This is a genomic window from Kitasatospora sp. NBC_00039, from assembly GCF_045160625.1.
In the GTDB taxonomy this organism is placed as follows: domain Bacteria; phylum Actinomycetota; class Actinomycetes; order Streptomycetales; family Streptomycetaceae; genus Kitasatospora.
The window spans coordinates 2542426-2568900 of record NZ_CP108289.1 but is presented as its reverse complement, the minus strand read 5'-3'; the positions used below and the strand labels follow the sequence as shown (position 1 = coordinate 2568900).

16 protein-coding genes and 1 tRNA gene are annotated in these 26475 nt (G+C 72.4%); 13 read left to right on the top strand and 4 right to left on the bottom strand.

The window, feature by feature from the left end; translation table 11 throughout:
• Positions 1 to 2: 2 nt before the first annotated feature.
• Positions 3 to 2258, bottom strand: a complete 2256-nt coding sequence (locus tag OG286_RS11470) for a DUF4139 domain-containing protein (RefSeq protein ID WP_405365178.1) — start codon at positions 2256 to 2258, stop codon at positions 3 to 5.
• Positions 2259 to 2673: 415 nt separating this feature from the next.
• On the opposite strand from OG286_RS11470, the gene OG286_RS11465 reads away from it, so the two are divergent.
• The 3 genes from OG286_RS11465 (at position 2674) to der (ending at position 6540) form a co-directional block, all read left to right on the top strand.
• Positions 2674 to 3759 carry a prephenate dehydrogenase gene (locus tag OG286_RS11465; RefSeq protein ID WP_396325835.1) on the top strand — a complete coding sequence of 362 codons (1086 nt, stop codon included), beginning with the start codon at positions 2674 to 2676 and terminating at the stop codon, positions 3757 to 3759.
• Between the two features lie 342 nt (positions 3760 to 4101).
• Positions 4102 to 4815, top strand: a complete 714-nt coding sequence (cmk, locus tag OG286_RS11460) for a (d)CMP kinase (protein WP_396325836.1) — start codon at positions 4102 to 4104, stop codon at positions 4813 to 4815.
• Positions 4816 to 5085: 270 nt separating this feature from the next.
• Positions 5086 to 6540 (top strand): ribosome biogenesis GTPase Der, encoded by a 1455-nt coding sequence (gene der / locus OG286_RS11455; protein ID WP_396325837.1) that lies wholly within the window; start codon positions 5086 to 5088, stop codon positions 6538 to 6540.
• Positions 6541 to 6760: 220 nt separating this feature from the next.
• Here the strand turns inward: der and OG286_RS11450 are convergent, their stop codons facing one another.
• Both OG286_RS11450 and OG286_RS11445 read right to left on the bottom strand, forming a co-directional pair.
• Entirely contained in the window at positions 6761 to 7492 is a 732-nt protein-coding gene (locus tag OG286_RS11450) for a hypothetical protein (protein WP_396323582.1), read from the bottom strand.
• A gap of 224 nt (positions 7493 to 7716) precedes the next feature.
• On the bottom strand, positions 7717 to 8583 hold the full coding sequence (locus OG286_RS11445; RefSeq protein WP_396323581.1) for a hypothetical protein: 867 nt from the start codon (positions 8581 to 8583) through the stop codon (positions 7717 to 7719).
• Positions 8584 to 9321: 738 nt separating this feature from the next.
• Here OG286_RS11445 and OG286_RS11440 point away from each other — a divergent pair.
• From OG286_RS11440 to OG286_RS11410, 7 genes are all read left to right on the top strand, one after another.
• Complete coding sequence (locus OG286_RS11440) at positions 9322 to 10098, top strand: transglycosylase family protein (RefSeq protein WP_396323580.1); 777 nt, start codon at positions 9322 to 9324, stop codon at positions 10096 to 10098.
• A gap of 400 nt (positions 10099 to 10498) precedes the next feature.
• Positions 10499 to 10804: a transglycosylase family protein gene (locus OG286_RS11435; protein ID WP_396323579.1), complete on the top strand. Its 306-nt coding sequence runs from the start codon at positions 10499 to 10501 to the stop codon at positions 10802 to 10804.
• A 49-nt stretch (positions 10805 to 10853) separates the two neighbouring features.
• Positions 10854 to 11537 (top strand): alpha-ketoglutarate-dependent dioxygenase AlkB family protein, encoded by a 684-nt coding sequence (locus OG286_RS11430; protein WP_396323589.1) that lies wholly within the window; start codon positions 10854 to 10856, stop codon positions 11535 to 11537.
• 207 nt (positions 11538 to 11744) lie between these two features.
• Positions 11745 to 12605, top strand: coding sequence for an acyl-CoA thioesterase (locus OG286_RS11425; RefSeq protein ID WP_396323578.1), 861 nt, complete (start codon positions 11745 to 11747; stop codon positions 12603 to 12605).
• A gap of 252 nt (positions 12606 to 12857) precedes the next feature.
• Entirely contained in the window at positions 12858 to 13646 is a 789-nt protein-coding gene (locus OG286_RS11420; protein ID WP_396323577.1) for a DUF1684 domain-containing protein, read from the top strand.
• Between the two features lie 270 nt (positions 13647 to 13916).
• Positions 13917 to 15236: an MFS transporter gene (locus OG286_RS11415; protein WP_405365175.1), complete on the top strand. Its 1320-nt coding sequence runs from the start codon at positions 13917 to 13919 to the stop codon at positions 15234 to 15236.
• Positions 15237 to 15370: 134 nt separating this feature from the next.
• Positions 15371 to 15444, top strand: a tRNA-Pro gene (locus OG286_RS11410).
• Positions 15445 to 15469: 25 nt separating this feature from the next.
• Here the strand turns inward: OG286_RS11410 and OG286_RS11405 are convergent.
• Positions 15470 to 16879, bottom strand: coding sequence for a tyrosine-type recombinase/integrase (locus tag OG286_RS11405; protein ID WP_396323575.1), 1410 nt, complete (start codon positions 16877 to 16879; stop codon positions 15470 to 15472).
• A gap of 795 nt (positions 16880 to 17674) precedes the next feature.
• Here OG286_RS11405 and OG286_RS11400 point away from each other — a divergent pair.
• Genes OG286_RS11400 through OG286_RS11390 form a run of 3 tightly spaced genes read left to right on the top strand, consistent with a single transcriptional unit; the run spans position 17675 to position 26472 of the window.
• Positions 17675 to 19651, top strand: coding sequence for a hypothetical protein (locus OG286_RS11400; protein WP_396323574.1), 1977 nt, complete (start codon positions 17675 to 17677; stop codon positions 19649 to 19651).
• A gap of 51 nt (positions 19652 to 19702) precedes the next feature.
• Entirely contained in the window at positions 19703 to 24085 is a 4383-nt protein-coding gene (locus OG286_RS11395; protein ID WP_396323573.1) for a DUF6603 domain-containing protein, read from the top strand.
• A gap of 26 nt (positions 24086 to 24111) precedes the next feature.
• On the top strand, positions 24112 to 26472 hold the full coding sequence (locus tag OG286_RS11390; protein WP_396323572.1) for a hypothetical protein: 2361 nt from the start codon (positions 24112 to 24114) through the stop codon (positions 26470 to 26472).
• Positions 26473 to 26475: the final 3 nt, after the last annotated feature.

Here is a 26475-nt window from a genome sequence, read left to right as displayed (position 1 = left end):
GTTCAGTTCCTCCGGTTTCCGCCGACGATGGCCTTTCCGGCCGGGATTCTGATCTGGTAGCCGCCGTCGAGCTCGGCCCGGCCGCCCGGTGGCAGTTCGACCCGCCAGAGCCGGGTGCTGGGCGGGCACTCCGGGGACGGCACGGCGGGTGCGTGCCAGTCGGCCCGCTCCTCGATCCGGATGTCGGCCTCGCGGCTGACGGGTACGCGCTCGCGGACCTCGACGGTGACGGCCTGGCCGAGCCGGTTCGCCAGCTCCACGTGCACGCGGTGGTCGAGCACGGTGCTGTTGTTCAGCATGCCCGCCGTGGACTCGCGCAGCTCGGTGCGGCGCGCGACCTCGATGCTCTCGGTGACGCCGGTGCCGAGCCGTTGCGTGCCGCCCGGCGCGAGGGTGGGCAGCGCCGCGGTGAGCAGGAACTCGCCGTCGACGGTGACCTCGACCGGGCCGGCCAGGACGGCCTGCGCGGTCCGGTTGGCGAGCACCAGCGTGCCGTACACCGTCTCGTCGACCGCCGGGACGGTGACGTACTCGGCGTGGACGGAGAGCGGGATCTCGCCGACGGTGACGGTGTGCCAGGTGCTGTCGGACGGGATGTCGGCGGGGGCGGCGGCGTCGAAGCGGTGGTCGAAGGAGCCGGCCGAGACGCGCGGCGGCACGGCGTGACGGGGGAGCGGCAGGGTGGTCACGGCCCGGGCGGCGGTGGTGGCCGGGGACGGGGCGCCGCCGGGACGGCCGGCGGAGGGCGGGCGGAGGGTGCCGCGGTGGTCGGCGGACGCCTCGGGTCCGGCCAGGACCAGGGCGGGGTAGTCGAGGAGCGCGGCGTCGGGGGCCGGGGGAGCGAACGGGGACTGCGCCCCGGTGTCCGCCTCGGCTTCGGCGCCCGCCAGGGCCTCGGCGCCCGCCAGGGCCTCGGTGGTCCAGGCGGGGGCGGCGGCCCGTGTGGTGCGGGCCCGGCGGGCGAGGGGGGCCGGGGCCGACGCGGCCGCCGGCGGGGCGGGCATCGGGGCCGGCATCGGGCCGCCGGGCTGCGGAGGCGGGGGCGGCGCGCCGTACCCGGCGAAGCCGGGGGTCGGCAGACCCGGCGCCTCCACGGCCCGGCTGCCGCCCGGGCGCGCGGGGAGGGGCGCTGCCTGGGCGACGGGAATCGCGGGACGCGGCGGGGCGCCTCCGGCGACGGCGAGCGGGCGCCGGGGCTCGGGGCGGGGGCCGGCGGCGTCGTAGCCCGCGAAGAGGTCCGAGAGGCCGGCCGGGGGTTCGCGCCAGCCCGAGGGCGGAGCGGGGGGCTGGCTGCGGCCGATCCGCAGCGAGCGCAGCCGGGGAAGGTCGGTGCGGCGGTCGAGGTCGGCGGTGGAGAGGGCGAGGCGGACGCCGGTCCAGTCCTCGCCGGTGCGCTGGGCGACGGAGGCGCGCAGGACCAGCTGCCCGGTGTCCGAGCCCTGCCGGTACGACAGGCGGTAGGCGGGTACCCAGCGGGCGGCGGGGACGCCGTACTCGAGTTCGATGTCGAGTTCGGTGGGGGTGGGGGTCCCTGCGTCGGGGGTGGGCGGGCCGCCGGGGGTGGGCTGGGTGTCGGGGGCTGTCTCGGTGTCGGGGGCGGTCTCGGCGTCTGGGGTGGGCGGGGTGAGGGTGAGCAGGACGGTCGCGGAGGTCTCCACGGGCTGGGCCGGCCCGGCGGTGGACGAGCGCTCCAGCCGGTCGGTGAGCAGCGCGGTCTCGTGTTCGGCGAGTTCGAGCTCCCGGGCCAGCTTCTCGGCCCGCAGGTGGAGCCGGGTGAGGCGGTCGTCGACGAACTCGGCCAGCTCCAGCCAGGCGTCGGCCGGGGTCCGGCGCAGTGGCTCGTCGCGTCGTCGCTGCGGCGGCACGGCGCGCAGTGCGGCGGTCTCGGCGATCGCGGTGAGGACCAGCCGGCGCCGCTCGCGGACCGCGTGCTCCTGCTCCCTGGCCTCCTCCAACTGACGCTTCAGTTCGGGCAGTTCGGTGGGGCTTCGGAGTTCGGCGACCGGTTCGAGCCGGGCCTCGGTGACGGCGGTGCCGGGCGGGCCGTCGATCACCCGGGCCCGCAGCGACCGCCCGTCGATCACCCGGGGCAGACCGGTCAGCCGGAGCCGCCCGTCCGGTGGCAGGGTCACCCGGGCCCGCCGGCGGCAGACTGCGCCGGAGGCGTAGACCACGACGGAGTCGAGCACCGACGGGTGGGCCGGTACCGCCGGTCCGTCGGAGTGCTCCCTGTCGTCCGCGCTGTGCTGATCGTTCACCCGGTCTACCCCTTCGTTCGCGCCGCTCGCGCCGACTCGCGCGCTGCCGCCCCTTGAGCGGTCAGTCTGCCTCGCTTCGGCGTGGGCGTCCTCGGATTTCGCCCGTGCGTCCGGGCCCGTGTCCGGGCCCGGTTCTCCGTCCGTGCCTGCGTCTGCGTCCGTGCCTACGTGTGTGCCTGCCCCTGTGTCTGCCCCTGGGCCTGAACCTGGGCCTGAACCTGGGCCGGCCTCCGTGCTGGGAGTGATGGGTGAGGTCCTGTGCGTGCGGTCCTTTGCGTGAAGGGGGACGGGGACGGGATCGGAACGGTTGCGGTCGGCCGGTGGGCGCTGCCGGGCCGTGGCCGCAAGGGCGGTGGGGATGCGAGAGGATGGGCGGGCACGTCCAGGCCAGCCCCGTGAGGAGAGCCAACCCGTCATGCGCACTGCCGTCGTCGTCGGTACCGGACTCATCGGCACGTCCGCCGCGCTCGCCCTGACCGGCCGCGGACTGACCGTCCATCTGGAGGACGCCGACCCGGACGCGGCCCGCACCGCGGCCTCGCTCGGCGCCGGCACCACCGAACCCGCCGACGGCCCGGTGGACCTGGCGATCATCGCCGTGCCGCCCGCACTGGTCGGCAAGGTGCTCGCCGACTGCCAGCGGCGCGGCCTGGCCCGCTGGTACACGGACGTCGCCAGTGTGAAGGCCGGGCCGCGTGCCGAGGTCGCCGCGCTGGGCTGCGACACCGTCCACTACATCGGCAGCCACCCGATGGCCGGGCGCGAGCGCTCGGGGCCGCTGGCCGCCCGCGCCGACCTGTTCGAGGGCCGGCCCTGGGTGCTCACCCCCACCACCGACACCGACACCGAGACGCTCAACGCCGTCCTGGAGCTGGTCGCCCTCTGCGGCGCGATGCCGATCGTGATGGACGCCGCGGCGCACGACCGCGCCGTGGCGCTGGTCTCGCACGCCCCGCAGCTGGTCTCCTCGCTGGTCGCCGCCCGGCTGGAGAACGCCGACGAGACGGCCATAAGGCTCTCCGGCCAGGGCGTCCGGGACGTCACCCGGATCGCGGCCTCCAACCCCGGCATGTGGGTGGACATCCTCTCCGCCAACGCCGGCGCGGTCGCCGACATCCTGGAGGAGGTCGCCTCCGACCTCGGCGACACCGTCACTGCGCTGCGCGCGATGCAGGCCGCCGGGGAGGGCGAGCGCCAGGCCGGCGCGGCCGGGATCGAGGCCGTGATGCGCCGCGGCAACACCGGCCAGGCCCGCATCCCCGGCAAGCACGGCGCGCCGCCCACCCGGTACGAGACGGTGGCCGTCGTGCTCGGCGACCAGCCCGGCGAGCTGGGCCGCCTCTTCGGCGAGGTCGGCGCGGCGGGCGTCAACATCGAGGACGTCGACATCGAGCACTCGACCGGCCAGCAGGTCGGCTTCGTCCAGCTGTCGGTCGCCCCGTCGGCGGTGAAGCCGCTGACGGCGGCACTGCGGTCGAGCGGGTGGAGCGTCCGGGACTGAGTCGGGCCCGGGCGGTGGGCGGCGCCGGGGTGACCGGTGCCCGCCGGGGTCGCGGCTGATCCATGGCGGCGAGCGGGTGCGGTCGGTGGGGTGCGGTCGGTGGGGTGGGGTCGGTGGGGTCGGTGCGGACGGTTCGATGGGGTTCGGACGGTTCGGCGGGTATGCGGGTCCGGCCGGGGGCTTGCTCGGGGCTTGCTGGGGCGTCGGGCGGGCCCGGACAACGGGCGGAGCTGGGTCCGGCGGCAGTCCATTAACCTTGAGGGAGACATTCCCCGGTTTTCGCGCTGCGCGGATTCACGCCGCGCAGGTGCCGGGCCCCAGGATCAGAGAGAGGTTCGCCCCGTGGACACTGCCGACCGAGCGCACGCCCCGGTCGTCGTCGCCATCGACGGACCCTCCGGCTCCGGCAAGTCGACCGTCTCCCGGGCGGTCGCCGCCCGGCTCGGGCTGAGCTTCCTGGACACCGGTGCGATGTACCGGGCGATGACCTGGTGGATGCTGGCCAACGACATCGACGTCCACGACGCCGAGGCCGTGGCCGTCGCGTGCGGCAAGCCGGTGATCGTCTCCGGCACCGACGCGGACGGTCCGACGATCACCGTCGACGGGCAGGACGTCTCCGGTCCGATCCGCGGCCCCGAGGTAACCGCGCAGGTCAGCGCCGTGGCCGCGGTGCCGGCGGTGCGGGCTCGGCTGGTGGAGCTGCAGCGCGGCTGTGCCGAGGTCGCCGAGCGCGGCATCGTCGCCGAGGGCCGGGACATGGGCAGCGTGGTGTTCCCGGACGCCACCGTCAAGGTCTTCCTGACCGCCTCCGAGGCGGCCCGCGCCGAGCGCCGGGCGGCCGAGCTGCGCGCCAAGGGGGTCGACGAGGCCACCATCACCGCGATGGCTGCCGACCTGGCCCGCCGGGACGCTGCCGACTCCACGCGGAAGACCGCCCCGCTCACCCAGGCCGCGGACGCGGTGCTGGTGGACACCAGTGAGCTCACCCTGGAGCAGGTGATCGGCACGATTGCCGCGCTGGTGGAGGAACGGGCCGGGCTCTCGGCGGTCTGACCGTGGGGTCCGGCTGTGAGGTCGGGCCGTGGGATTCCGCTGTGAGGTAGGGCCGGGGATCCGGCTGTGAGCTCCGACCGACGGCTCCGGCCGCGGGGTTGGCCGTCGGTCCGGCCTGTGGGCCGGACCGCGGCACGATCAACTGACCGCCGCACCAAAGCGGGGCGCCACCGAGGCGCTTCGCTCGTAGTACTCGCGCTGCCCCGACCGGGGCAGGTACGCACGGCGCGCCCCTGGGAAGGGCCGGGCCGGGAAACGGAAAACACGAACATGACCGCAGAGCACTCCGCCACCGGACACGGTGAGCTGGACGCCGCCGAGTACGCCGAGTTCATGGCGCTCGCCGCCGAGGAGGGTTTCGACCCCGAGGACGTGGACGGCCTCGGCGACGGCAGCCACGTGCCGCTGCCGGTGCTGGCCGTCGTCGGCCGCCCGAACGTCGGCAAGTCCACCCTGGTGAACCGCATCATCGGCCGCCGTGAGGCCGTCGTCGAGGACAAGCCGGGCGTCACCCGCGACCGCGTCAGCTACGAGGCCACCTGGAACGGCCGCCGCTTCAAGGTGGTCGACACCGGCGGCTGGGAGATCGACGTCCTCGGCATCGACGCCATGGTCGCCGCCCAGGCCGAGCTGGGCATCGAGACCGCCGACGCGGTGCTGTTCGTCGTCGACGCCACGGTCGGCGCGACGGACACCGACGAAGCCCTGATCAAGATCATCCGCCGGGCCGGCAAGCCGACCGTGCTCTGCGCCAACAAGGTCGACGGCCCGTCCACCGAGGCCGAGGCCGCCTACCTCTGGTCCCTCGGCCTCGGCGAGCCCTACCCCGTCTCGGCCCTTCACGGCCGTGGCTCCGGCGATCTGCTCGACGCCGTGATGGCGGCCCTGCCCGAGGCCCCGCCGCAGCTCTTCGGCGACCTCGCGCCCGGCGGCCCGCGCCGCGTCGCGCTGATCGGCCGGCCGAACGTCGGCAAGTCCAGCCTGCTGAACAAGGTCGCCGGCGAGGAGCGGGTGGTCGTCAACGAGCTGGCCGGCACCACCCGTGACCCGGTCGACGAGATGATCGAACTCGGCGGCAAGACCTGGAAGTTCGTGGACACCGCCGGTATCCGCCGCCGGGTCCACCTGACCGCCGGCGCCGACTTCTACGCCTCGCTGCGCACCTCCTCCGCGCTGGAGAAGGCCGAGGTCGCGGTCGTCCTGATCGACGCCAGCGAGACCCTCGCCGAGCAGGACACCCGGATCATCTCGTTGGCCGTCGAGGCCGGCCGCGCCGTCGTCGTGGCCTACAACAAGTGGGACCAGCTGGACGAGGAGCGCCGCTACTACCTGGAGCGCGAGATCGAGCGCGACCTCGTCCAGGTGCAGTGGGCCCCCCGGGTCAACGTCTCGGCCCTCACCGGCCGGCACATGGAGAAGCTCGTCCCGGCGATCGAGACCGCGCTGGAGGGCTGGGAGACCCGCATCCCGACCGCCCGGCTGAACGCCTTCCTCGGCGAGCTGGTCGCGGCCCACCCGCACCCGATCCGCGGCGGCAAGCAGCCGCGCATCCTGTTCGGCACCCAGGCGGGCACCCGGCCGCCGCGCTTCGTGCTGTTCGCCTCGGGCTTCCTCGAGGCCGGCTACCGCCGCTTCGTCGAGCGCCGGCTGCGTGAGGAGTTCGGTTTCGTCGGGACGCCGATCTCGATCTCGGTGCGGGTGCGTGAGAAGCGCAAGAGGAAGTAACGCGAAGACGCGTAGATCGTGGGGTGCGCCGGAGCAGCGGAAGCCGTGACGGCGCGCACATGACGCAGAGAGGGCCCCGCCACTTCGGTGGCGGGGCCCTCTCTGCGTCGGGGGGCGGGGGCGGGGGCGGGGTCGGGGTATGGGGTCGGGGCTGCGGGCTGTGAGTGGCGTTGTGACGTTCTGGCGTTGTGGTGTGGGTGCGGCGGGGCTCGGGCTCGGGTCAGTGCTGGTCGCTGCTGCGGCCCGGGGGAAGCGAGAGCAGGTTGCGGTGGCGGCCGACGGTGGCCGGCCCGCTGCCGGTGCCCATCGGGGCCGGGGTGGCTGCGGGCATCGGGTGCGGGACCGGCCCGAGGTAGCCGGCCGCCACCCAGCCCTGGCCGTTGGTGAACTGGGCGGCGGGCTGGGCGGGTTGGCCACCCTGGGTGGGGTGGCCGGGCTGCGCGGCCGGTCCGCCCGGGTGGCCGTGGGTGTCGTGCCGGCCGGCCGGGTCGGCGTGGCCGGTTCCGTCGCTGGTGGCGTTGGAGGTGCCGGAGGCGCTGGAGACGTTGGCCGGGGTGTGCTGGGCGCCGTCGTGCGGGGTGTGGGCGGCAGGGTGGCTGCCGTGGGCGGTGAGGCCCGGGCCGGTCTGCTGGTTCGGCATGAACTGGGGGATGCCGAGGGTCTGGCCGCCGTACGTCTGGAATGCCTGCTGCTGCGGCGGGTACGGCCGAGGGTCGGCGAGCATCGGATAGCCGTTGTCCCGGACGGCGAACCCGGTGAACCTCAGGTTCTCCTCGCCGGAGCGGTCACCGGGCAGTGCCCGGAACAGCCGCCGGTACTCGGAGTACAGCTCGTCGTAGATCGGCGTCGCCGAATGGGGGTGCTCCGCGTCGTACGACGGGCGCATGCCCGGGATCGCACGGGGGACGGTGGTGGACCGGCGGTGGGAGGCGGAGACGTCGTAGCTGTACACACTGGGGCCAACGAGTGAACCCGCCCGGGGATGCGGGGTGGGCCTGCCCGGCCGGAGGCCGGCCGCATCGATCGGGGTGTCGATCGGTGCGGCCGGCCGGCCGTCGGCGGGGGTTGGGGGCCAGGGGCCGGTGGGCGGGGCCGGGAGGGCTCGCAGCGGTTCAGGTGAGGGTGCGGCGCGGGCGCGGTGAGGGTGCGGTGCGGCGGGCGCGGTGCGGGCGCGGCTCAGGTGCCCGCGAGCGGGAGGGAGGCGGCGACGACCTGGCCGAGGGCGACGGCACGCTCCAGCGCCTGACGGAGCAGGTCCTCGCGCGGCTGCCTGCCGACCATGCCGGCCGGGACCGCGTACATCGTCACCTCCTTCAGCTGGTTGGCGGCGAACCGCCAGGCATCGGTGACCTGGAGCGGCTGGTGCGCCTGCCACCAGCCGGTGCTGCCGCCGGCCGCCGCCGGCTGGAGGATCGCGTGCAGCTTGCCCATCGCCACCAGCACCGACCAGCCGGCCAGCTGGTCCGGCGTCTTGTTGAGGTCGGTCACGGGCTGGAAGCCGGCGTCCTGGAGGAGGTCCAGGAACTCGTCGGTGCCGGAGGTGTTGCCCGGACGGCCGACCGGCCCGGTGGGCTCGACGACGAGCGAGGCGTGACCGGTGTCCCCATGCAGGACCAGGCCGCAGGTGATGCCGAGGATGGCGGCTTGGCCGGGCGCGCTGGGCTGGGCGGGGGCGGGCTGGCCGGCGCCCGGGACTGCCGGGGCTGCCGGGCCCGGTACGACCGGGGTCGGGGCGAGGGCCGGCGTGGCTGCGGGGGTGTCGCCCTGGGCCTGGCTGATGCTGCGCACCGCGCCGACCAGTTGCTCCTCGGCGACCGGCACCACCTGGGAGGGGATGCAGCGGGCGTGGGCGAAGGCGAGCACCGCCGTCTCCTCGCCGACGAACAGCACGGTGCTGGTGGGCTCCTGGAGGGAGTCGCCGGGGGCGCGGCAGGAGGTGCACTCGTAGCCGTCGGGTGCGTGGGCGCCGCCGAGCAGGCGGTCGGCCTCGTCGTCGCCGATCTCGGATCGGACCTCGTCGCTGACGTCGAGCATGCGCGGCACTGGGACTCCTCGGGTGTCGGGTTTGTCGCGGGCGGGGGAGGGGGCGGAGGTGGGTTCGGGGTGGTGTGAACGGGGCGGTGGGTGGGGCCGGGGCGGGTGGGCGAAACGGGTCGGTCTGTCGGGTCGGTGTGTCGGCTCGGTTCTCGGAGCCGCCTCGGGACCGTCCAGGACTGTTCGGGACTGTCCGAGTGGCCGATTCCGGCCGCCTTTACCAACGGACCCCTGTGGCAGGGGTCACGGGTGGGCGCCGAGGCTGACGGGAATTGCCCCTGAATCGATCGCAGTGCGTGTTCTGGTGCTCGCAATCTGTCGATGTCGATGACGGGCCTGTCGGAATGAAACGGTGAGGTGGGTCACGGCTCGGCGATGTTCGATCTAGGAAATGACGGTTAAATCGGACATTTAGGGCAGGATTGCATGGTCGTTACCGTGGGTAACGCCTGGCTGAGCTGGGCAGACCGCCGGTTGTTTGGTTCCCCGGCTGCCGACTCGTAGCTTCATTGGCGGTGCAACGAGCACCACCCGGGTTCACCCCCGACGCACAGCCCGCCGGTTCACCCGGCGCCGGCAGTGCCCGCCGATGCGACCGCTCGAACAGGTCCCCGGTGCGTGGCGGGTGGCCAGGGCGGCGCGGCACGTCCGACACGTGCCCGGCCGCCCGACGGACGCGGCGAGCGAAATCGACCCCTTCGAGGGCTTGGTTCCGCATGCCCGCCCGGGGCTGTCGAGAGGAACCCCATGACCTTCCGTAACGAGTCCGCCGCTGCCACCACCTCCACCGCCACCAAGCGCAGCCGCGTTCGGATGGCTGTCGTGGCGGGTGCCGCTGTCGCGGCCCTGCCGGTGGCCGGCCTCGTCACGGCCACCTCGGCCTCCGCCGCCTCCGTCTCCACCTGGGACGCTGTCGCCCAGTGCGAGAGCGGCGGCAACTGGGCCATCAACACCGGCAACGGTTTCTACGGCGGTCTGCAGTTCACCTCCAGCACCTGGGCCGCCTTCGGCGGCACCGCCTTCGCCTCGCAGGCCAACCTGGCCACCAAGGCGCAGCAGATCTCCATCGCCGAGAAGGTCCTCGCCTCGCAGGGCCCGGGCGCCTGGCCCGTGTGCTCCGTCAAGGCCGGCCTGACGAAGGGCGGCGCCCCCGCCGCCGTCGACACCTCCGCCGCCGCGAAGCCGGCCGCCCCGGCTGCCACCGCCGCGCCGAAGGCCGCGCCGGCCCCCAAGGCCGCCGAGGCTCCGAAGACCGCCGCCCCGAAGGCTGCCGTCGCCGCCCCGAAGTCCTCGGACTCCGCCAAGTCGTGGAAGTCCGACAACGCCGCGAAGTCCGGCAAGGCCGCGACCTCGAACGACGCCCAGCCGGTCGCGGGTGGCAACTACACCGTCAAGTCCGGTGACACCCTGAGCACCATCGCGGCTGCCAAGGGCATCGACTGGCACACCCTGTACAACAACAACACCAAGGTCATCGGCGGCAACCCCGACCTGATCTTCCCGGGCCAGACCCTGACCGTCTGATCCGTCTGATCCAGCCGATCGAGGTCGGCCCGGATCGGGCTCGGCCGGGACCGGGGTGGGACTGAAGGCGGGTCCGTGTGACCCCGCGTCATTCCGCCCCGGATCCGACGGACCTGGGCCGGCCGACTACTGGTCCGGTCGACCCCGGGGCCGACTGATTCGTTGGTGGCGCGCCACTTCGGACGTACTGTCCACCCGGCCGCTTCTCCGCTGTGCGGGGGAGCGGCCGTCGGCGTGTCCGGCGTGTGGGGACGGTCCGGGGCGGTGCGCGCCTAGCTAGGGTCGGCTGCTGTGCCTTCTCGGCGTTCAGAGGATCAGCCGTGAATCCTTCGTACCGATAGGCAGCCCGGCGCGGGTCTTCGCCGCCCTCGCCGCTGCCGTGCTACTGACCGTCGGCGCGGTGTCCGGCGGGCAGGCCCAGGCCGCCTCGACCGTTGCGGACCTGGTCTGGGACGACCTCGCCGAGTGCGAGAGCGGCGGTGACTGGCAGGCGAACACCGGCAACGGCTATTTCGGCGGGCTGCAGATCTGGCCTCCGACCCGGGAGGAGGCGGGCGGTCTGCGGTACGCCGACCGGCCCGACCTTGCGAGCCGGCGCCAGCAGACCAGCGTCGCCGAGGAGGTCCTCCGGATGCAGGGGTGGGATGCCTGGCCGGTCTGCGCCCGGGAGACCGGGATGATCGGCGAGGCACCGGAGGAGCGGTGAGCGGTGGCGGGTCCCGCTTGTCGGAGGGGTGCGCGAGGATGGTGGGGTGATCCAGGGCGAGCTGTTCGGCGAGGACTCCGGCGCCGGCACGTCACGTGAGCGGTCCGAGCCCGCGCCCGGCGCCGTGCTCGTCCCCGGCTGGCTGGATGCCGCCGCCCAGCTGCGCCTGGTCGCCGCCTGCCGGGAGTGGGCCCGCCCGCCGGCCGGTATGCACACCGTCCGGATGCCGACCGGCGGCCTGATGTCCGTGCAGATGGTCAGCCTGGGGTGGCATTGGTTTCCGTACGGCTACCGCCGGACCGCTGCCGACGGCACGCCGGTCAAGGCGTTCCCGCCGGAGCTCGGCCGGTTGGCCCGCCGGGCCGTCGTGGACGCCTACGGCGGGGCGGCCGGCGAGATCGCGGGTGCGGCCGGCTACGAGCCGGACATTGCCATCGTCAACCACTACCCGCACGGCGCGAAGATGGGTCTGCACCAGGACCGCGACGAGCGGACCGACGCCCCCGTGGTGTCGCTGTCGCTCGGCGACACCTGCGTCTTCCGGCTCGGAAACACCGAGACCCGAACCCGTCCGTGGACCGACCTGGAGTTGCACAGCGGCGACCTGCTGGTCTTCGGCGGCCCGTCCCGGTTCGCGTACCACGGCGTCGTGCGCACCCTGCCCGGCACGGCGGATCCGGCGCTCGGCCTGACCGGGCGGCTCAACATCACCGTCCGCCGGTCCGGCCTCTGAGTGCTTGCGGGAACGGTCTGCCGCCCGCCGTCGACGTTCGAGAGAGTGGGACCTCGTTCGAGTGAATCGGCGGAAGGTGCCCCCGGTGTCGGGAATGCCCGGGCTCGCTGGAGAATTCGATGGGGCGGGAGAATTCGAGAACACGGGCGTCGGCGGCCGGGCGGAAGACCTCCGTCCGGACCGGCCGTCCGGAGAGGAAGTGCACGCATGGGTACCCCCGTCGACGAGCTTGTCGAGCTGCTGGACCTTGAGCAGATCGAACTGAACATCTTCCGCGGGCGCAGCCCCGAGGAGGCGCTCCAGCGGACGTTCGGCGGCCAGGTCGCCGGACAGGCGCTGGTTGCGGCGGGGCGCACGGTGGACGGCGAGCGCCCCGTCCACTCACTGCACGCCTATTTCCTGCGCCCCGGCGTGCCCGGCGTGCCGATCGTCTACCAGGTGGACCGGATCCGGGACGGCCGCTCCTTCACCACCCGCCGGGTGCTGGCCATCCAGGGCGGCCGGTCGATCTTCGCCCTCACCGCCGACTTCCACCTCCCCGAGGAGGGCGGCATCGAGCACCAGTACCCGATGCCCGAGGTCGCCGCCCCCGAGGACCTGCCCAGCGCGCTGGAGGAGGTCGGCTCCCGCCTCGGCGAGCTGCCCCCGTTCATCAGCCGCCGGCAGCCGTTCGACATCCGGTACGTCGACCGGCTGCGCTGGAGCAAGGAGGAGCTGGCCGGTGTCGAGGCCCGCAGCGGCGTCTGGCTGCGGACCAACGGCGCCCTGCCCGACGACCCGCTGATCCACGTCTGCGCCCTCACCTACGCGAGCGACATGACGCTGCTGGACGCCGTCCGCGCCCCCGTGGAGCCCCTCTGGGGCAGACGCCACTTCGACATGGCCTCGCTCGACCACGCCATGTGGTTCCACCGGCCGTTCCGGACCGACGACTGGCTGCTCTACCAGCAGGAGTCCCCGATCGCGCACGCCGGCCGCGGCCTGGCACGCGGGCAGATCTACGACCGCAGCGGACAGCTGGTGGTCTCCGTGGTGCAGGAGGGCCTGTTCCGGCCGCTCAAGGGCTGATACCCGGCCGGGATGATCTGCTGCCGTGATCGGTGTTGAGGTGGTGACGGACGCGTTGGAGCTGTCGGCGGACGCGTGGCGGTCGTGACGGTGTCGACGGACGTGTGAAGGCGTCGACGGACACGTCGAGGCGTCGACGGAGGCGTCGAGGCGTCGACGGAGGCGTCGGGGCGTCGTCGGACGCGTCGAGGTCGATGGTGTTGTCGGACAAGGACGGCCTGCGGGTCGTGGACCGGAGCGGGAGGTACGCCGATGACGGCGACAGCCGCGGAGGAATGGAAGCACTGGAGCGACAACCGGGCGGCGGCGGTGAGCACGCCGCACGGCCAGCTGGCTCTCACCGGTACGCACTGGCTGGAGCCCGAGCCCAACGAGGTCCCCGGCTTGCCCGGCCTCTGGTGGGCCGACGCCGAGGGCGCCCGGGTCCGGGCGGCGGCGGCCGACGGGATCACCGTCACCGGTGCGTCGGCCCCCGTCGACGGTGAGGCGTTGCTCCGGCCGGACACCAACCCGGCCGCCGACACCGCCTCGCTGGGCGAGCTGCGCCTCGCCCCGATCGAGCGCGAGGGCGAGCTGGCCCTGCGGGTCTTCGACCCGGCCGCACCGCGCCGGGCCTCCTTCGCCGGCATCTCCGCGTACCCCTACTCGCCGGAGTGGGCCGTCCCGGCGGTCTACACCCCGTTCGAGGGCGGCGACGATCAGGTCGTCGTCCCCAACGCGGACGGCAAGGACCGCCCGCTGGCCGTCACCGGCCGGATCGCCTTCACCGTCGCGGGCGAGCACCGGACCCTGACCGTCAGCCACGCGGGCAACCGCCTCACCGGCGTCATCGCCGACGCCACCAGCGGGACGGACACCTACCGCTTCCGCTTCATCACCCTGCCCGCCCCGGAGGCGGACGGTCACACGGTGTTCGACCTCAACCGCGCCTACCTGCCGCCGTGCGCCTTCTCGGATCACTTCATCTGTCCCTTCCCGCCGCCGGGCAACCGGCTGGACTTCGCGGTCGAGGCGGGGGAGAAGCAGGTGTTGACCCGGTAGGGGCGCCGGGGGGTGGGGGGTGGCGTCGGGGGGTGGGGCCGGGCCCTCAGCAGGGGCTGCGGTGAGCGCTGTCGCGGCGGGCTGCTGCCGGAGCCGCCCCGGTGGCGAGCCGAGCGGTGGGCAGGGTGAGTATGGGGGACTGTGTCGACCAATCATCCTGCCAATTCGGCGGCCGGTCCCGCTTCGTCCGGCGCCGGGCCTGTTCCCTTGGGCTCCGAGCCTGCTCTGTCCGAGCCCCCCGCGTCCGAACCTCCTGTGTCCGAGCCTGCTGTGTCCGAGCCTGCTGTGTCCGCCTCCGCCCCCGGTGCCGAGGCTCCCGCGTGCGGGCCCGAGGCCTCCGCCCCGCCGTGGTACCGCCGGGTCACCCGCGGGGCTTTCGCCGACCTCAGCCCGCTGCGCGACAACGCCGACTACCGGCGGGTCTGGTTCGGCCAGGCCGTCTCGTCGATCGGCCAGCAGATGACGGCCGTCGCCGTCTCCGTCCAGGTCTACGACCTGACCGGCTCCAGCTTCGCCACCGGCCTGGTCGGGCTCTTCTCCCTCTTCCCGCTGATCGCCTTCGGCCTCTACGGCGGCGCCATCGCCGACACCGTGGACCGCCGCCGCCTCGGACTGATCGGGTCCGCCGGTCTCGCGGCCGTCTCCGCCGTCCTGGCCGCCCAGGCACTCGCCGGACTCGGCCTGGTCGCCGTCCTCTACGCGGCCGTGGCAGTCCAGGCCGGATTCTTCGCGCTCAGCTCGCCCGCCCGCTCGGCGATGATCCCGCGCCTCGTCCCGAGCCACCAGCTCCCCGCCGCCAACGCCCTGAACACCGTCAGCATGAACCTCGGCCTCACCGTCGGTCCCATGCTCGGCGGCGTCCTCATCGGCGGCTACGGAGCCCAGGCCGCGTACCTGGTCGACACCGTCGCCTTCGCCGCCACCCTCTACGCGATGTGGCGCCTGCCCGCCATGCGCCCCCTCGGCGAACGCAAGGGCCGCGCCTCCGTCCTCGACGGCCTGCGCTTCCTCCGCGAGCAGCCCAACCTGCGCACCAGCTTCGTCGCCGACCTGGCCGCGATGATCTTCGGCATGCCGCGCGCCCTCTTCCCGGCCATCGCGGTCACCTTCTATGGTGGCGACGCCCGCACCGTCGGCCTCCTGGTTTCCGCCCCCGCCGTCGGCGCCCTGATCGGCGCCCTCTTCTCCGGCTGGGTCAGCCGGGTCAACCGCCAGGGCGTGGCCGTCCTCGCCTCCGTCGCCGCCTGGGGCCTCGCCATCGCCGCCTTCGGCCTGGTCCGCAACCTCTGGCTCGGCCTCCTCTTCCTCGCCGTCGCCGGCTGCGCCGACACCGTCAGCATGATCTTCCGCAACACGATGATGCAGGTCGCCGCCCCCGACGAGATGCGCGGCCGCCTCCAGGGCATCTTCGTCGTCGTCGTCGCCGGCGGCCCCCGCCTCGGCGACTTCGAGTCCGGCGCGGTCGCCTCCCTCACCAGCCCCGCCGCCTCCGTCATCAGCGGCGGCCTCGCCTGCGTCGCCGCCATCGTCCTCCTCGCCGCCCGCCGCCCGGCCTTCCTCCGCTACGACGCCCGCCAGCCCACCCCCTGACCCCGCACCCCACGAAACCTGGCAGCGAGCACCCCCCGACGTGCTGTATTGTTTTCCACGTCGCCGGGACACCGGGGGCAAGGTCGAGAAGCCCACAGCAGAGCCCCCCAGGCTCCGCCAGGGCGCCGAGACCACGGGACGTGGCGCAGCTTGGTAGCGCACTTGACTGGGGGTCAAGGGGTCGCAGGTTCAAATCCTGTCGTCCCGACAACGATTCATAGCGTTGTCGCAGGTCAGAGGTCGTTTTCGCAGTGATGCGGAGGCGGCCTTTTTGACGTTTCGTCGGCTGGTGGTCGCATTGTGGTCGCACCGTTCTGCGGCGGTGGGGCGCTGGTCGGGTAACTCGTGTCCACCTCCCGAGTCTTGATGAGTGTGAGCCGGTTGTGGGCTTGCGGGGTGTGGTCGCTGGGTGGTCGCGGCCGGGGAATGGGGACGGTGGGAGCGGCGGTTCCGTCGATTGTGGTCAGGGTCTTGTCGATGGTGTTGACGGCGTCGCGCGCGGCCTGAGTGGTGAGGTGGCTGTAGATGTTGGCGGTGGTGGACAGCGTGGAGTGCCGCAGCGTCTTGGAGACCACGGTGAGTGGGACGCCGGCCGTGATCGAGATGGTGGCCGCGAGGTGGCGTAGGTCGTGGACCGTGGTACGGGAGACCCCGGCTTGCTTGCTGAGGTAGTGGAAGTGGTTGAGGACGTAGGCGGGGTGCAGGGGGCGTCCGTCGGGGCGGTGGAAGACCAGGCCGCCACCTGGTTGGCCTGTGGCGGTCGCGGTGTGGTCGAGGGCGCGGTTGCGGAGGGCTGCGGCCACGCGTGGGGAGATGGCGACCCAGTTCTTGCTGGTGCGGGTCTTGGGGGTGGTGAGGACGAGGTGGTTGTTGTCGACGGCGGCGAGTGAGTAACGGACGAACAGGACGCCCTGGTCGAGGTGGACGTCATTCCAGTGGAGGGCGAGGGCTTCGCCCTTGCGCATGCCGGTGCCGATGAGGAGTTCGATGAGGTCCGCGAACGGCGGGTCGACGGCGTGGCAGTAGTGGAGGAAGCGGACGGCTTCCTGCGGGGTCCAGATGTGGCGTTCGGCGGCGGCGGGGCGGGGGATGACCGTGGGCCGGGCGGGGTTCGTGGCCAGGCGGTGGCGGCGGACGGCGTCGCCGAGGGCACTGGAGAGGGTGGCGAGGATCCGGTGGACGGTGACGCGGCCTCGGCCGTGGGTGAGCTGGGTGTGGACGAGGCCGGCGATGTGGGGGTAGCCGAGGTCATCGAGCCGGATGTCCCCAATGGCGGGGATAAGGTCGTTGGTAACGTAGGCGCGGTAGCGGGCCAGAGTGGTGGGCTTGAGCGCCAGGGCCTTGGCGCGGAGCCAGGCGGTGAGGTAGTCAGCGACGGTCTGGTTGGGGTCGGCGGTGAAGCCGCCGTTGTGGCCCTCGAGCAGGCGGCGCAGAGCGGCTCGGGCTGCGTCCTCGGTGGGAAAGCCGCCGCGGCGTACGGTGTGGCGGCCGGGGGTCGGGGCCGGCAGGTCGGCCGCGAAGGTCCAGCTGCCGTGATCTGGGTCGGACACGAGGGCGGGGCAGTGCGCGCCGAGCTGGTGGTGTTGCTGGTCGCGGCAGCCGCAGCGGCGGTAGACCCGGCCGTGATCGACGATGGCGCGCATCGTGATCGCTTCCAATGGACGTGTGGGTGGTTCGGCACATCCATTGTCGGTCGCGCTGGGTAGCTACCGGAGATCACCATGCGATCACCCGGCCGTCGAAGTGCTGCCTGACCTGCGGCGATCCCTTGTCGTGGCGACAAGGGCGCGGCTGGCCGGTCTGGGGGGCGGCCGGTTGTGCGTATCGGTGGGGCAGTGGCGTGTTTCTACCGGGTTGCTTTTGGCTCCACCCTTCCCGACGCGTTCTCGTCGTTCAACACCTTTGCGGTCTTGCCTTGCGACGAGGTCTGGAACTCACCCGGAACAGTGGGGGCCAAACCAGGCCGGAATAGACAGTGGCGGTCGGCGAATGTCTGCGACGGATGTGCTGCAGCGCCGCTGGGACTGCCGGCGACGGCGAAGTGTTGGATCGATGTCCACTGGGATGCGCTGATTGGTGCTCGCGCCGAGCGTTTCGACGGCCTCGTCCGGTGTGTTTCCCCGTGGGCGTACGGTTCGCCTCCGTGAGGTGGTCGGAGCGGGTTGGTGGCAGTGGCTTGCCGGTCTCCCGCTCTAACGCTGCGGCCCGATCGGCGGCCTCGTAATCGATGTTGGCCATTTATCGGCGGTTTATGACCGACTTGGCGAAGATGACTGCACTATCAACTGTTTGTCGTTATGGTCATGTCAGAGACACGCCCCTGCGTTCACGCCGCGGGTGTCTCGTTCGTGTGCGCATCCTCTATACCGTTCGTGTGAGGTTCCGGTTCCTTTTCTGAGGAGGCACTCATCGACGTTGTCGCGGCCCGAGGACCTGCCGTGCGGGCGACGGCGAAGGCGCTTGACTTCGGGGTTGATCCAAAGAAGCCCGGGGTGCGGCGCGTCCTACATGCGACCGAGATCGAGCTGGGGATCGCCTGCGCGCCACTGTCAGCTGTCGACTTCGGGTACGAATGGGGGCTGTTGACGAGCGGGCGTGACAAGCTCGACGAGTGCGAGCGGGTACTCGGCAGGAAGATCCTCGTCGAGCCGCGCCTGCCGTGGGCTTCCGGTGATCACCCGGGCAGGGACGGGTTCGTCGGCTACGTCATGCGGCTGATCGGCTCCCTCAAGCAGAAGCCGCTTGGGAAGCAGCTGCTGGAGGACATCGGCAAGCTGCTGCCCGTGCCCAACACCTACATCCCCGACAGTCCGTTCGACTTCGCGAACCTCTCAGGTGGCTGGGCCCGCCACGACCGGTTCGGACACAACGAGCAGGTGCTGGAGGAGCCGCCGGGGGCCGATGGCAGGCCCGGGCGCGACAGTGGCGTGCGCGTCCTGATCCTGAACGGCGGCCCCGACCTGCGCAACACCTGGGTGCTGGGCGGCAACGAGGTCAACTCCGGGGACGGCAAGGGTGCCTGGGTGGTCATTTCGTTCCCGTGGGGCCGCATCCTGCAGGCGGAGGGGTTCCTGCTGCGGCCGGACATCCTGCTCGGCAATCTGCTCAACCGGGCGGTCGGGATCCTGTCCGGGGCCGCCGACGACCGGCCGGTGGACATTCCCGTGTCGTGGAAGCCGTGGGAGTACCGCACGGTGCGCACCACCGTGTCGGAGGCGATCGCGCTCGGCGCGGAGGTCCCACTGCGCTACATCCAGGCGGGGTTCAAGGACGTCGGCGTTTTCAGCCAGGCTCCGATCCGCCAACCCGCTCTGGTGACCAGCGCGGCCGGGATGGCGGCGAAGTTCCTGATCGCGGTGAACTCTGCCCCCGATTCGCCCGAAGTGCGGGACCTGAAGACTCGGATGCTCGGCACCGAGGCGGCGCGCAGGCGGGCCTGGACGGTGAATGAGGCGAAGCTCAGCGAGGAACACGGGCTGCCTTCGCGGCTGTCAGCCCGTCAGGTCGGCACCGACTTGTACTGGGAGCACCAGTTGCTGCGGGACCCGACCACGATGACAGCCGAGGTGGTCCGGAACCCCAAGACCGCCACCGCAGCCGGGTTCATCGGCAGCAGGCGGCTGCTGTTCGACGTGACGAGCAAGGCTGACCTGGCGTGGGCGGTGCTCGTGGCGTTGGAAGTGCCCTTGCAGAAGGGGATCACCGCACTGCTCGACCTTTTCTCGCTCGGCACGATGGGCGAGAGCGCGGGTCGGATCGCGACGCTGTTGATGCCCAGCAACCTGTACAAGGTCGCGAATACGGCGCGCTGGGTCGAGACGTTCGTCCTTCAGCCGCTGCTCCAGCAGCAGACGGAGGAGTTCCTGCTCGGCGCAGGGGTCGGCGCGGTGGCAGCGGTCGACGCGCTGTTGGGCGGAAAGATCGAGCAGTTCGCTGGGCTGGCGCGCAAGGTGCACTCGGGCGCGTCCGCCAAGGCCGACTTCGCCGAGCGCGTCAAACTCAAGGACGACAAGGAGAACAGCCGCAGGCGGCTGATCAGGGACGCTCGCGCCGGGCATCCGTCGCCTGAGCCGCCGCCCGGTGGCGGATCGAAGGTCGCGGACCACCTTCAGATGGGGGCCGCGTTCGTGTACAGGAAGGCCGCCGACCAGGTGCCCGGTGGGCTTCCCGTGCCGTCGCTGGAGCAGATTCAGGTGGGCTGCCAGCGGCTGGGGATCACGAAGGGCAACGCCGCGTTCAGCGCGGAGGTCGAGCGGTACGTGGCCGCTCACCGTGGCTACTGCGCGAACATCAACCCGGCGCTGGCGGCTGCGGTCTTCGGCGACCCCACGGCCAAGCTCAGCGCCGCCCTCGGGCGCAAGAAGGAGACCGAAGTCTTCTCCCCGGCCCGCAGCTGGTCGCCCACCCGTCCGTAGCTGGGCTCGCACCGCCGTTGCCGGCGCCGCCCCGTGTCGAGAAGGACAGCTATGCCCCTGCCTGTTGCGCAGTTGAAGGAAATGCTCCGCTCGGCCCCTGACGGATTCGAGCTGCCCGCCGCGACGCTCGCGGTGGCGGAGGCCGAACCCCTGTTCACCGACTTCCTCGGTGGTGACCTCGTCCTTGACGACGCGCAGGGCGACCCGGACCGGCTGACCGTACGAGGCAAACTCGACGTGGCCGGCAGCGAGCTGACGGGCCTGCCCGCGATGGTCCGCTTCGCGACCGACGACGAGCGCATGACGGTGACCGGCCTGGAGATCGCGGTGGGGTGGCCGGCCTGGGATATCAAGACGCCGTTCCTGGAGCGCGACCTCGGTCCTCTCAGGAGCCTCGGCTTCGGATCGGCGTACGTCGTGCTGGAGGCGGCGCCGGACGGCTTCGGCCGGCTCGTTCCGATGGCCGTGCCGGGCGCTGGATGGGCCGTGGACGGTGACGCCTATGTGAAGTTCCTCGATCCGGGGGAGCCCGACCGGGCTACCGTCATCGGGGAGTTCGGGGACGGCCTCAGCTTCGGCTCCCTGAGTGCGCTCGCCGACCTGCCGTTCATCGGGCCCGGCGTGATGGACCAGCTCGTGCTGCCCGAGCCGGTGCGGTCGGTGCTGGCGCACGTGCTGGTTAAGGATATGAGCGCCACGTTCGACTGGGCGGCCCCCACGTTCTCCCAGGTGAGCGTCGATCTGGCGCTGGACACCCGAGAGGGGTGGACGCTGGTCGACGGTCTGCTCACGCTCGACGAGTTCTCGGCATGGGTCCAGCTGGCACCGGGCCCGGACGGTGCGCCCGTCGTGTCGGGCGGCCTCGGCGCCCGGATCCGTGCCGGCTCGGTGGCGATGACGGCCGGTGTGACCCTCCCGGAACTGAGCGTCTCGGCGAGTGCCGACCGCCCCGAAGGTGGCACCGACCTCGTGTCCGGGCACCTGCCGGACGGCTTCCCGGCTGTCGCCGAACTCGACTACCTCTATGTGCGATGCGACGTCCCGACCCTGGACTACCTCCTGGCGATCGGCCTCGACCTGGACTGGTGTTTCACCGACGGCGTCGTCCTGAAGGGTCTGATCCTGGAACTGGCCGGGCAGGGCACCCGGACGCCCGACGCCACCGTGATCGGCACACTGGCTCTCGGCGAAACGGATGTCGTCGTCCTCGCAAGCCGGTCCGCCGACGGCGCGTGGGCGGTCACCGGCTCGGCAGCGGACATCACCTTTGAAGGATTCCGCACCTGGTTCGACACCGCCTTCCCCACGCCGTTGCCGTCGGCGCTTGCGGGCCTGCATCTCTCCGAGGTGTCACTGTCCTTCGACAGCGCGGGCACAGGCGAGTTCACCTGCACTGGCCGGCTGCCACTGGGCGACGACACGCCGGACAGTGCGTTCCGTCTGCGCGTGGTGATCGCCCGCGGATCCGGCGGTACCCGGTCCGTCACCTTCGAGGCCGACCTGGAAGTCCTGGTGGATCTCGGTGACGACGACCTGTACCCGATGCGGTTCGCCGTCGAGTTCGAGTCGGGTACAGGGAAGCGGCTGACGGCGTCCTGGCAGGCCACCGACGGTTCGGTGCCGCTGTTCCCGCTGCTGCGGGCCTTGGGGCTCGGCGGACTCGGCGACCTGCAGGACGCGCTGCCTGCCGCGCTTTGCCCGGACCTGGACGGTCTCGCCATCGCGTACGACTCGGAGTTGGGCTACACGGTGGTGTCCGCGCAGACCCAGTTGGTGTCACTCGCCGTGGCCTCGCTCCGGGACGGACAGGGCGCATCCACGTGGGCCGCGCAGGTCTCGGTGAGCGTGGAGGCCAAGGTCTCGCAGCTGCCGCTGCTCGCGGACCTCATCCCGTCGGACGCGGACCTCGGCCTGAGTGGGGTGCGTGTGCTGGCCTCCTCCCGCCCGGTGCCGCCGGAACTGCTGGGCCAGCTGAACGAGGCGCTGACGGCGGCCGCGCCGGACAGCCCGGTGCTGCCGGTGCTGGACGCCCAACAGGGCGGACTGCCGGGCGGGGCCTGGTTGGCGCTGGAATACATCGTGCCCGGGTCGGCACCCGCGCTGCTGACAGTGCCGGTCGGCGGGGTGCGCCCGCCCGCCCCGCAGCGGGCGCTCGGGCAGCGTGCACCGGCGGGCCAGCGCGTGCTGGAAGGAGTGGTCCTCGCGCCGGGCGAGACGCCACCGCCTGAGGCCGAAGGGCCTGCCGGGGCCTGGCTTGAGCTGGGCCGCTCGTTCGGGCCACTGGCGGTGCGCCGGATCGGTATGGCGTACGAGGCCGGAACTGTCTGGCTGATGCTGGACAGCGCGCTGAGCGCCGGCGGGTTCACGATGGCCGTGCAAGGGCTAGCCCTGGGCGTCGACCTCAACGGGCAAGGTTTCCCGGTCCGGACCCGCCTGTCCGGCCTCGCCGTGGACTTCGAGCGGCCCCCGCTGCGGATCGCCGGAGCACTGATCAACATCCCGCAGTCTTCGGGTTCCGGCTATCAGCTGATGGTTGGCGGCCTGCTCGTGGTTCAGTTGCCGCGCATCGGGGTCACCGCCGTCGGCGCCTACCAGCGCCGCGAGGACGGCATGCCGTCGCTGTTCGTGTTCGGCCGGGCCACCGCGCCCATCGGCGGCCCGCCCCCGTTCCGGGTGACCGGCGTCGCCGCCGGATTCGGCTTCAACAGCAGCCTGACCATCCCCGAGCCGTCGCAGGTGGCCGAGTTCCCACTGGTCAGCGGTTTGGAAGGCGGGTTGTCCGACGATCCGATGCAGGTCCTGGACGAGTTGACGGGCCGGTGGGTGACGCCGCGCCAGAGCCAGATCTGGCTGGCCGCCGGACTCGACTTCACCTCCTTCGAGTTCATCACCGGCCGTCTGCTGCTCCTCCTGGAGGCCGGGAACGATCTGACCGTCGCGCTCCTGGGCACCGCGCGCGCCGCCTTCCCCCGCACGGGCCGCGCCCTGGCCCAGGTGAAGCTGCAGCTGCGGATCGTCTACCGGTCCGCGATCGGCGAGTTCGCGGCGACTGCCATCTTGTACGACTCCTATGTCATCGACCCGTCGTGCGTGCTGAGTGGCGGCTTCGCGTTCTACATGTGGTCCGGAAAGAGCCGTTACGCCGGGGACTTCGTGCTCACCGCCGGCGGCTACCACAGGTTGTACAGTCCCCCGGCGCACTACCCGCAGGTGCCGCGGCTCGGCTTCTCGTGGTCGCTGGGGAACGTGGACATCACCGGCAGCGCGTACTTCGCGCTGACCCCGTCAGCCGTGATGGCCGGCGGCACGCTCGATGTGCGCTACTCCGCGGGCCCGTTGAAGGCGTGGCTGCATGCTTCTGCGCACATGCTCGTCCGCTGGAAGCCGTTGCACTTCGAGGTAGCGATCGGGGTGACGGTCGGGGCGTCCCTCAAGGTGCTGTTCGCCACGCTCAAGGGCGAGCTCGGCGCGTCGCTGACGATCTGGGGGCCGCCCACCGGCGGTACGGTCACCGCCAAGTTCGTCTTCATCAAGGTCACCATCGGCTTCGGATCCAATCGCACCAGCCCGCCCGCGCTCGACTGGCCCCAGTTCACCGAACTGCTGCCCCCCAAAGAGCAGGTGCTGCGGGTCACGATGCTGGAGGGCCTGCTGGCCGATGCCGAGCCCCCCGCCGGGCGCGACCTGGACGATCCCGAGGCGCCGTGGCTGGTCGACCCGGGAGGCTTCACCTTCCTCGCCGAGACGTCCGTTCCGGCCTCGCAGCTGTCCTTCCAGGACGGCGCGAGTCACAGCGGCAAGCGCCTGGACATCCGGCCGATGCGCCTGAGCGGCCGCACCAGCTCGTTCACCGTGAAGGTGACCACGGAGAAGGACTTCCGTGGCGCCGACGCCGGATCGCGGATCGTGGAGCGGGCCGGCGAATGGAAGGTCGACGTCGTGGACGGTGACGTCCCGACCGCGCTGTGGGGGTCGCCCGACCCGGACGAGGACGACATCTTCACTGGCAAGGACCGGTTGGAGGACCGGCCGACGGGCCTGAAGATCACCGTCCCGCCGCCGGTGACCAGTGGGGCGACGCTGGGGCCTATCCGTGAGGCGGCCCTCGCGTATGAGGAGCTACCGGATGTGGACCACCCGCGCGACCCAGGCGACCCGCCGGCCGACGACCTCGTCCAGCCCGCGCCCTCTGCCGGCGCAGGCGTCTCCCGCGTCGCCGGGCATATCGACTCGGACGCCGCTCAAGACGCGCGCACCCGTCTGCGCCAGGCGCTGGATGCGCTCCTGGCGCCGGAGACGGACGGGCTGCCGGACTCCCCGCTGAGCGACTACGCCACCCGCGCCACCCGCGACGGGCTGCCCGCCGACCCGCTGCTGCTCGCCGGCGCGGGGGCGCGGGCACACGCGACCACCGCGCCCGGGAGCCGGGCATGACATCCGCCGACATGGAGGAGCTCGACATGACCTCTGGCACACCGCAGGTGGCCGCCCGCCGCAGGGACACGAGCTTCACGCTGAACCTGACCGACGACCTGATCCCCTCGATCCGGGCCGGGCAGTTCAGGATCACCGCCTCACAGGACATCCAGGACGTCGACACCGGTGACCACCTGCGCGACGCCACCCGCCTCTTCGAGGTCCGCGCACCGCAGTTCTCCCTGCCACCCGACCTCGTGGTCGCGGTCAACCCCGCACCCGAGTCGAGCGGCGACCTGGGCCTGACGCTGGCGCACATCACGCTGGCAAGCCGACCCCTGCCGTGGCTGCGCGTCCTGGACCCCCGCGCGGATCCCGATACCGGGCCCGTCAAGCCGCGCCCGCCCTGGCTCGCCCTGCTGGTCTTCGCCGAGCGGGAACTGCCCGGCGACCCGGGAGCGACCGGCGAGGTCGAGACGATGGCCGTCGACAAGTTGCTATGGCCGGATGTGCCCGAGGAGAGGGTGCTCACCCCGGACATCCCCCGCAACCAAGTGGTACTGGATCCGAACAGCGAGTGCGCGACGATTCTCGTCCCCGCGACGGTGTTCGCCGCCGTGTGCCCCCGCGAGGAGGAACTGCGCCACCTGGTCCACGTGCGCGGCGTGCGCGCCGACGCCAGGCTGCGCGGCGAGAAACTCACCGAAGGCGACTTCGCGGTGATCCTCGCCAACCGCCTGCCCAACGCCGCCGATGGGCGCCACGTCGCCCACCTGGTGTCACTGGAGGGCTGCCTGGAGGCGCTGGGCGCCGCGGCATCCGACGACCCGGCACCTCCCGACGTGCGGCTCGTGTCCCTGCACCGCTGGTCCTTCGAGTGCCTGCCCGCAGGAGGGGCGGGATTCGGCCCCCGCGTCCACGACCTGCTCTACGACGACGACAACGACCAGGCACCGCGTGACCTGCTGCTGCGCGTACCAACCCCGGACACCGGCGCCGGCCGGGCGCCGGACGCCGCCGAGCAGCGGGCCCACACCAAACTGAAGGCAGGCTGGGTCCCGCTGCCCTACCAGGTGGCATCCGGTGAGGAAACCTACGCCTGGTACCGCGGACCGCTGACCGCCTCCCTCGCCCCGGAGCTACCGCCCTCACCCACGGGGGAGTGGTCGGACGCCGGTCAGCTGCTGATCTACGACGACGGCTGGGGCCTGTTCGATGCTGGCTGGGCGAGCGCGTGGACGCTCGGGCGCTCCCTGGCCCTGGCCGACGACGACTTCGCCGCCCACCTCAGCGCCTGGCGCAGCCGGGCCCGCTTCCGGGGCGCGGTCCTCGCCCAGCGGCTCGCCGCCGCCCCCGGCGCGGACGCCACCGAGCTGGCCCGCCTGGCCAGGCCGCACGCCGCCCGCCGCGCGCTGGCCGAGCTGGCCGCCACGGGCGCCGCCGAGACGCTGCTGCGGGCCTTGAACGATCCCCCCACCGAAACCGCCGCCCACACCACCACCGCGGAACCACAGCCTGCCCGCAGTGCCGTGCGCCGCGTCCTCCAGCGCGCCGATACCCGCACTCTCCTGCGCGAGGCACTGAGCGAAGCACTCGAATCCCAGGGCCAGCCCGTCGCCGAGTGGCTGGCACGGCTACGTCTGCTGTACGGCGTGCCCTTCGCCCACCTCGTCCCGTCCGAGGCGATGCTGCCACCGGAGTCCCTGAAGTTCTTCCACGTGGACCCCGGATGGCTGACGGCCCTTCAGGCAGGTGCGGAGAGCCTGGGAGTCACCGGTGAGGCCGACACCGCACTCGCCGCCCTGGCCGCCCCCTGGGTAGCCTCGGCGCGCCACGTGGACGGCTCGTGGCCGCAGGCCGGGCTGCTGATTCGCTCCGCCCTCGCCATCGAGTGCCCCGAGCTGATCGTCCGTGCCTGGAAGGGAACCGAACCGGTGCGGCTGCTGCGTCAGGACCTGCTGGACGCCGACATCCTGCTGTACCTGTTCGACGAGGTACCCGACGAGGTCGAGCTGTCCGAACCACCGGAAGGGCTGTCCTTCGGCATCGACCCGCACCCCGTCGACGGCATCCCGGTGATCAACCTGCGCAGCCTCGGTACCGAGCAGGACCCGATCGGGCAGACGCTGCAAGGCCAGTACCTTCCCCAGGAGCCGGGGGAGAGGGGCATCGGCGCCTACCTGCGCCCCGATCCGTTCGGCCGGCGCGTGCTGGATCTGCGACCACAGGACGGGGACGGCCTGGTCACCGCCCTGGGCACGCGGCTGCGACAGGCAGGCCAACCCCTGCCGGACGACAGCCTGTCCCCGGCCGCCCTCGCGCTGCAGCTGGTCAACGCGCCCTTCAGACAACTGATTCACACCCACCTGAACGCGGCGCAGCCGAACACCGACGAGGAGAGCTGAGCC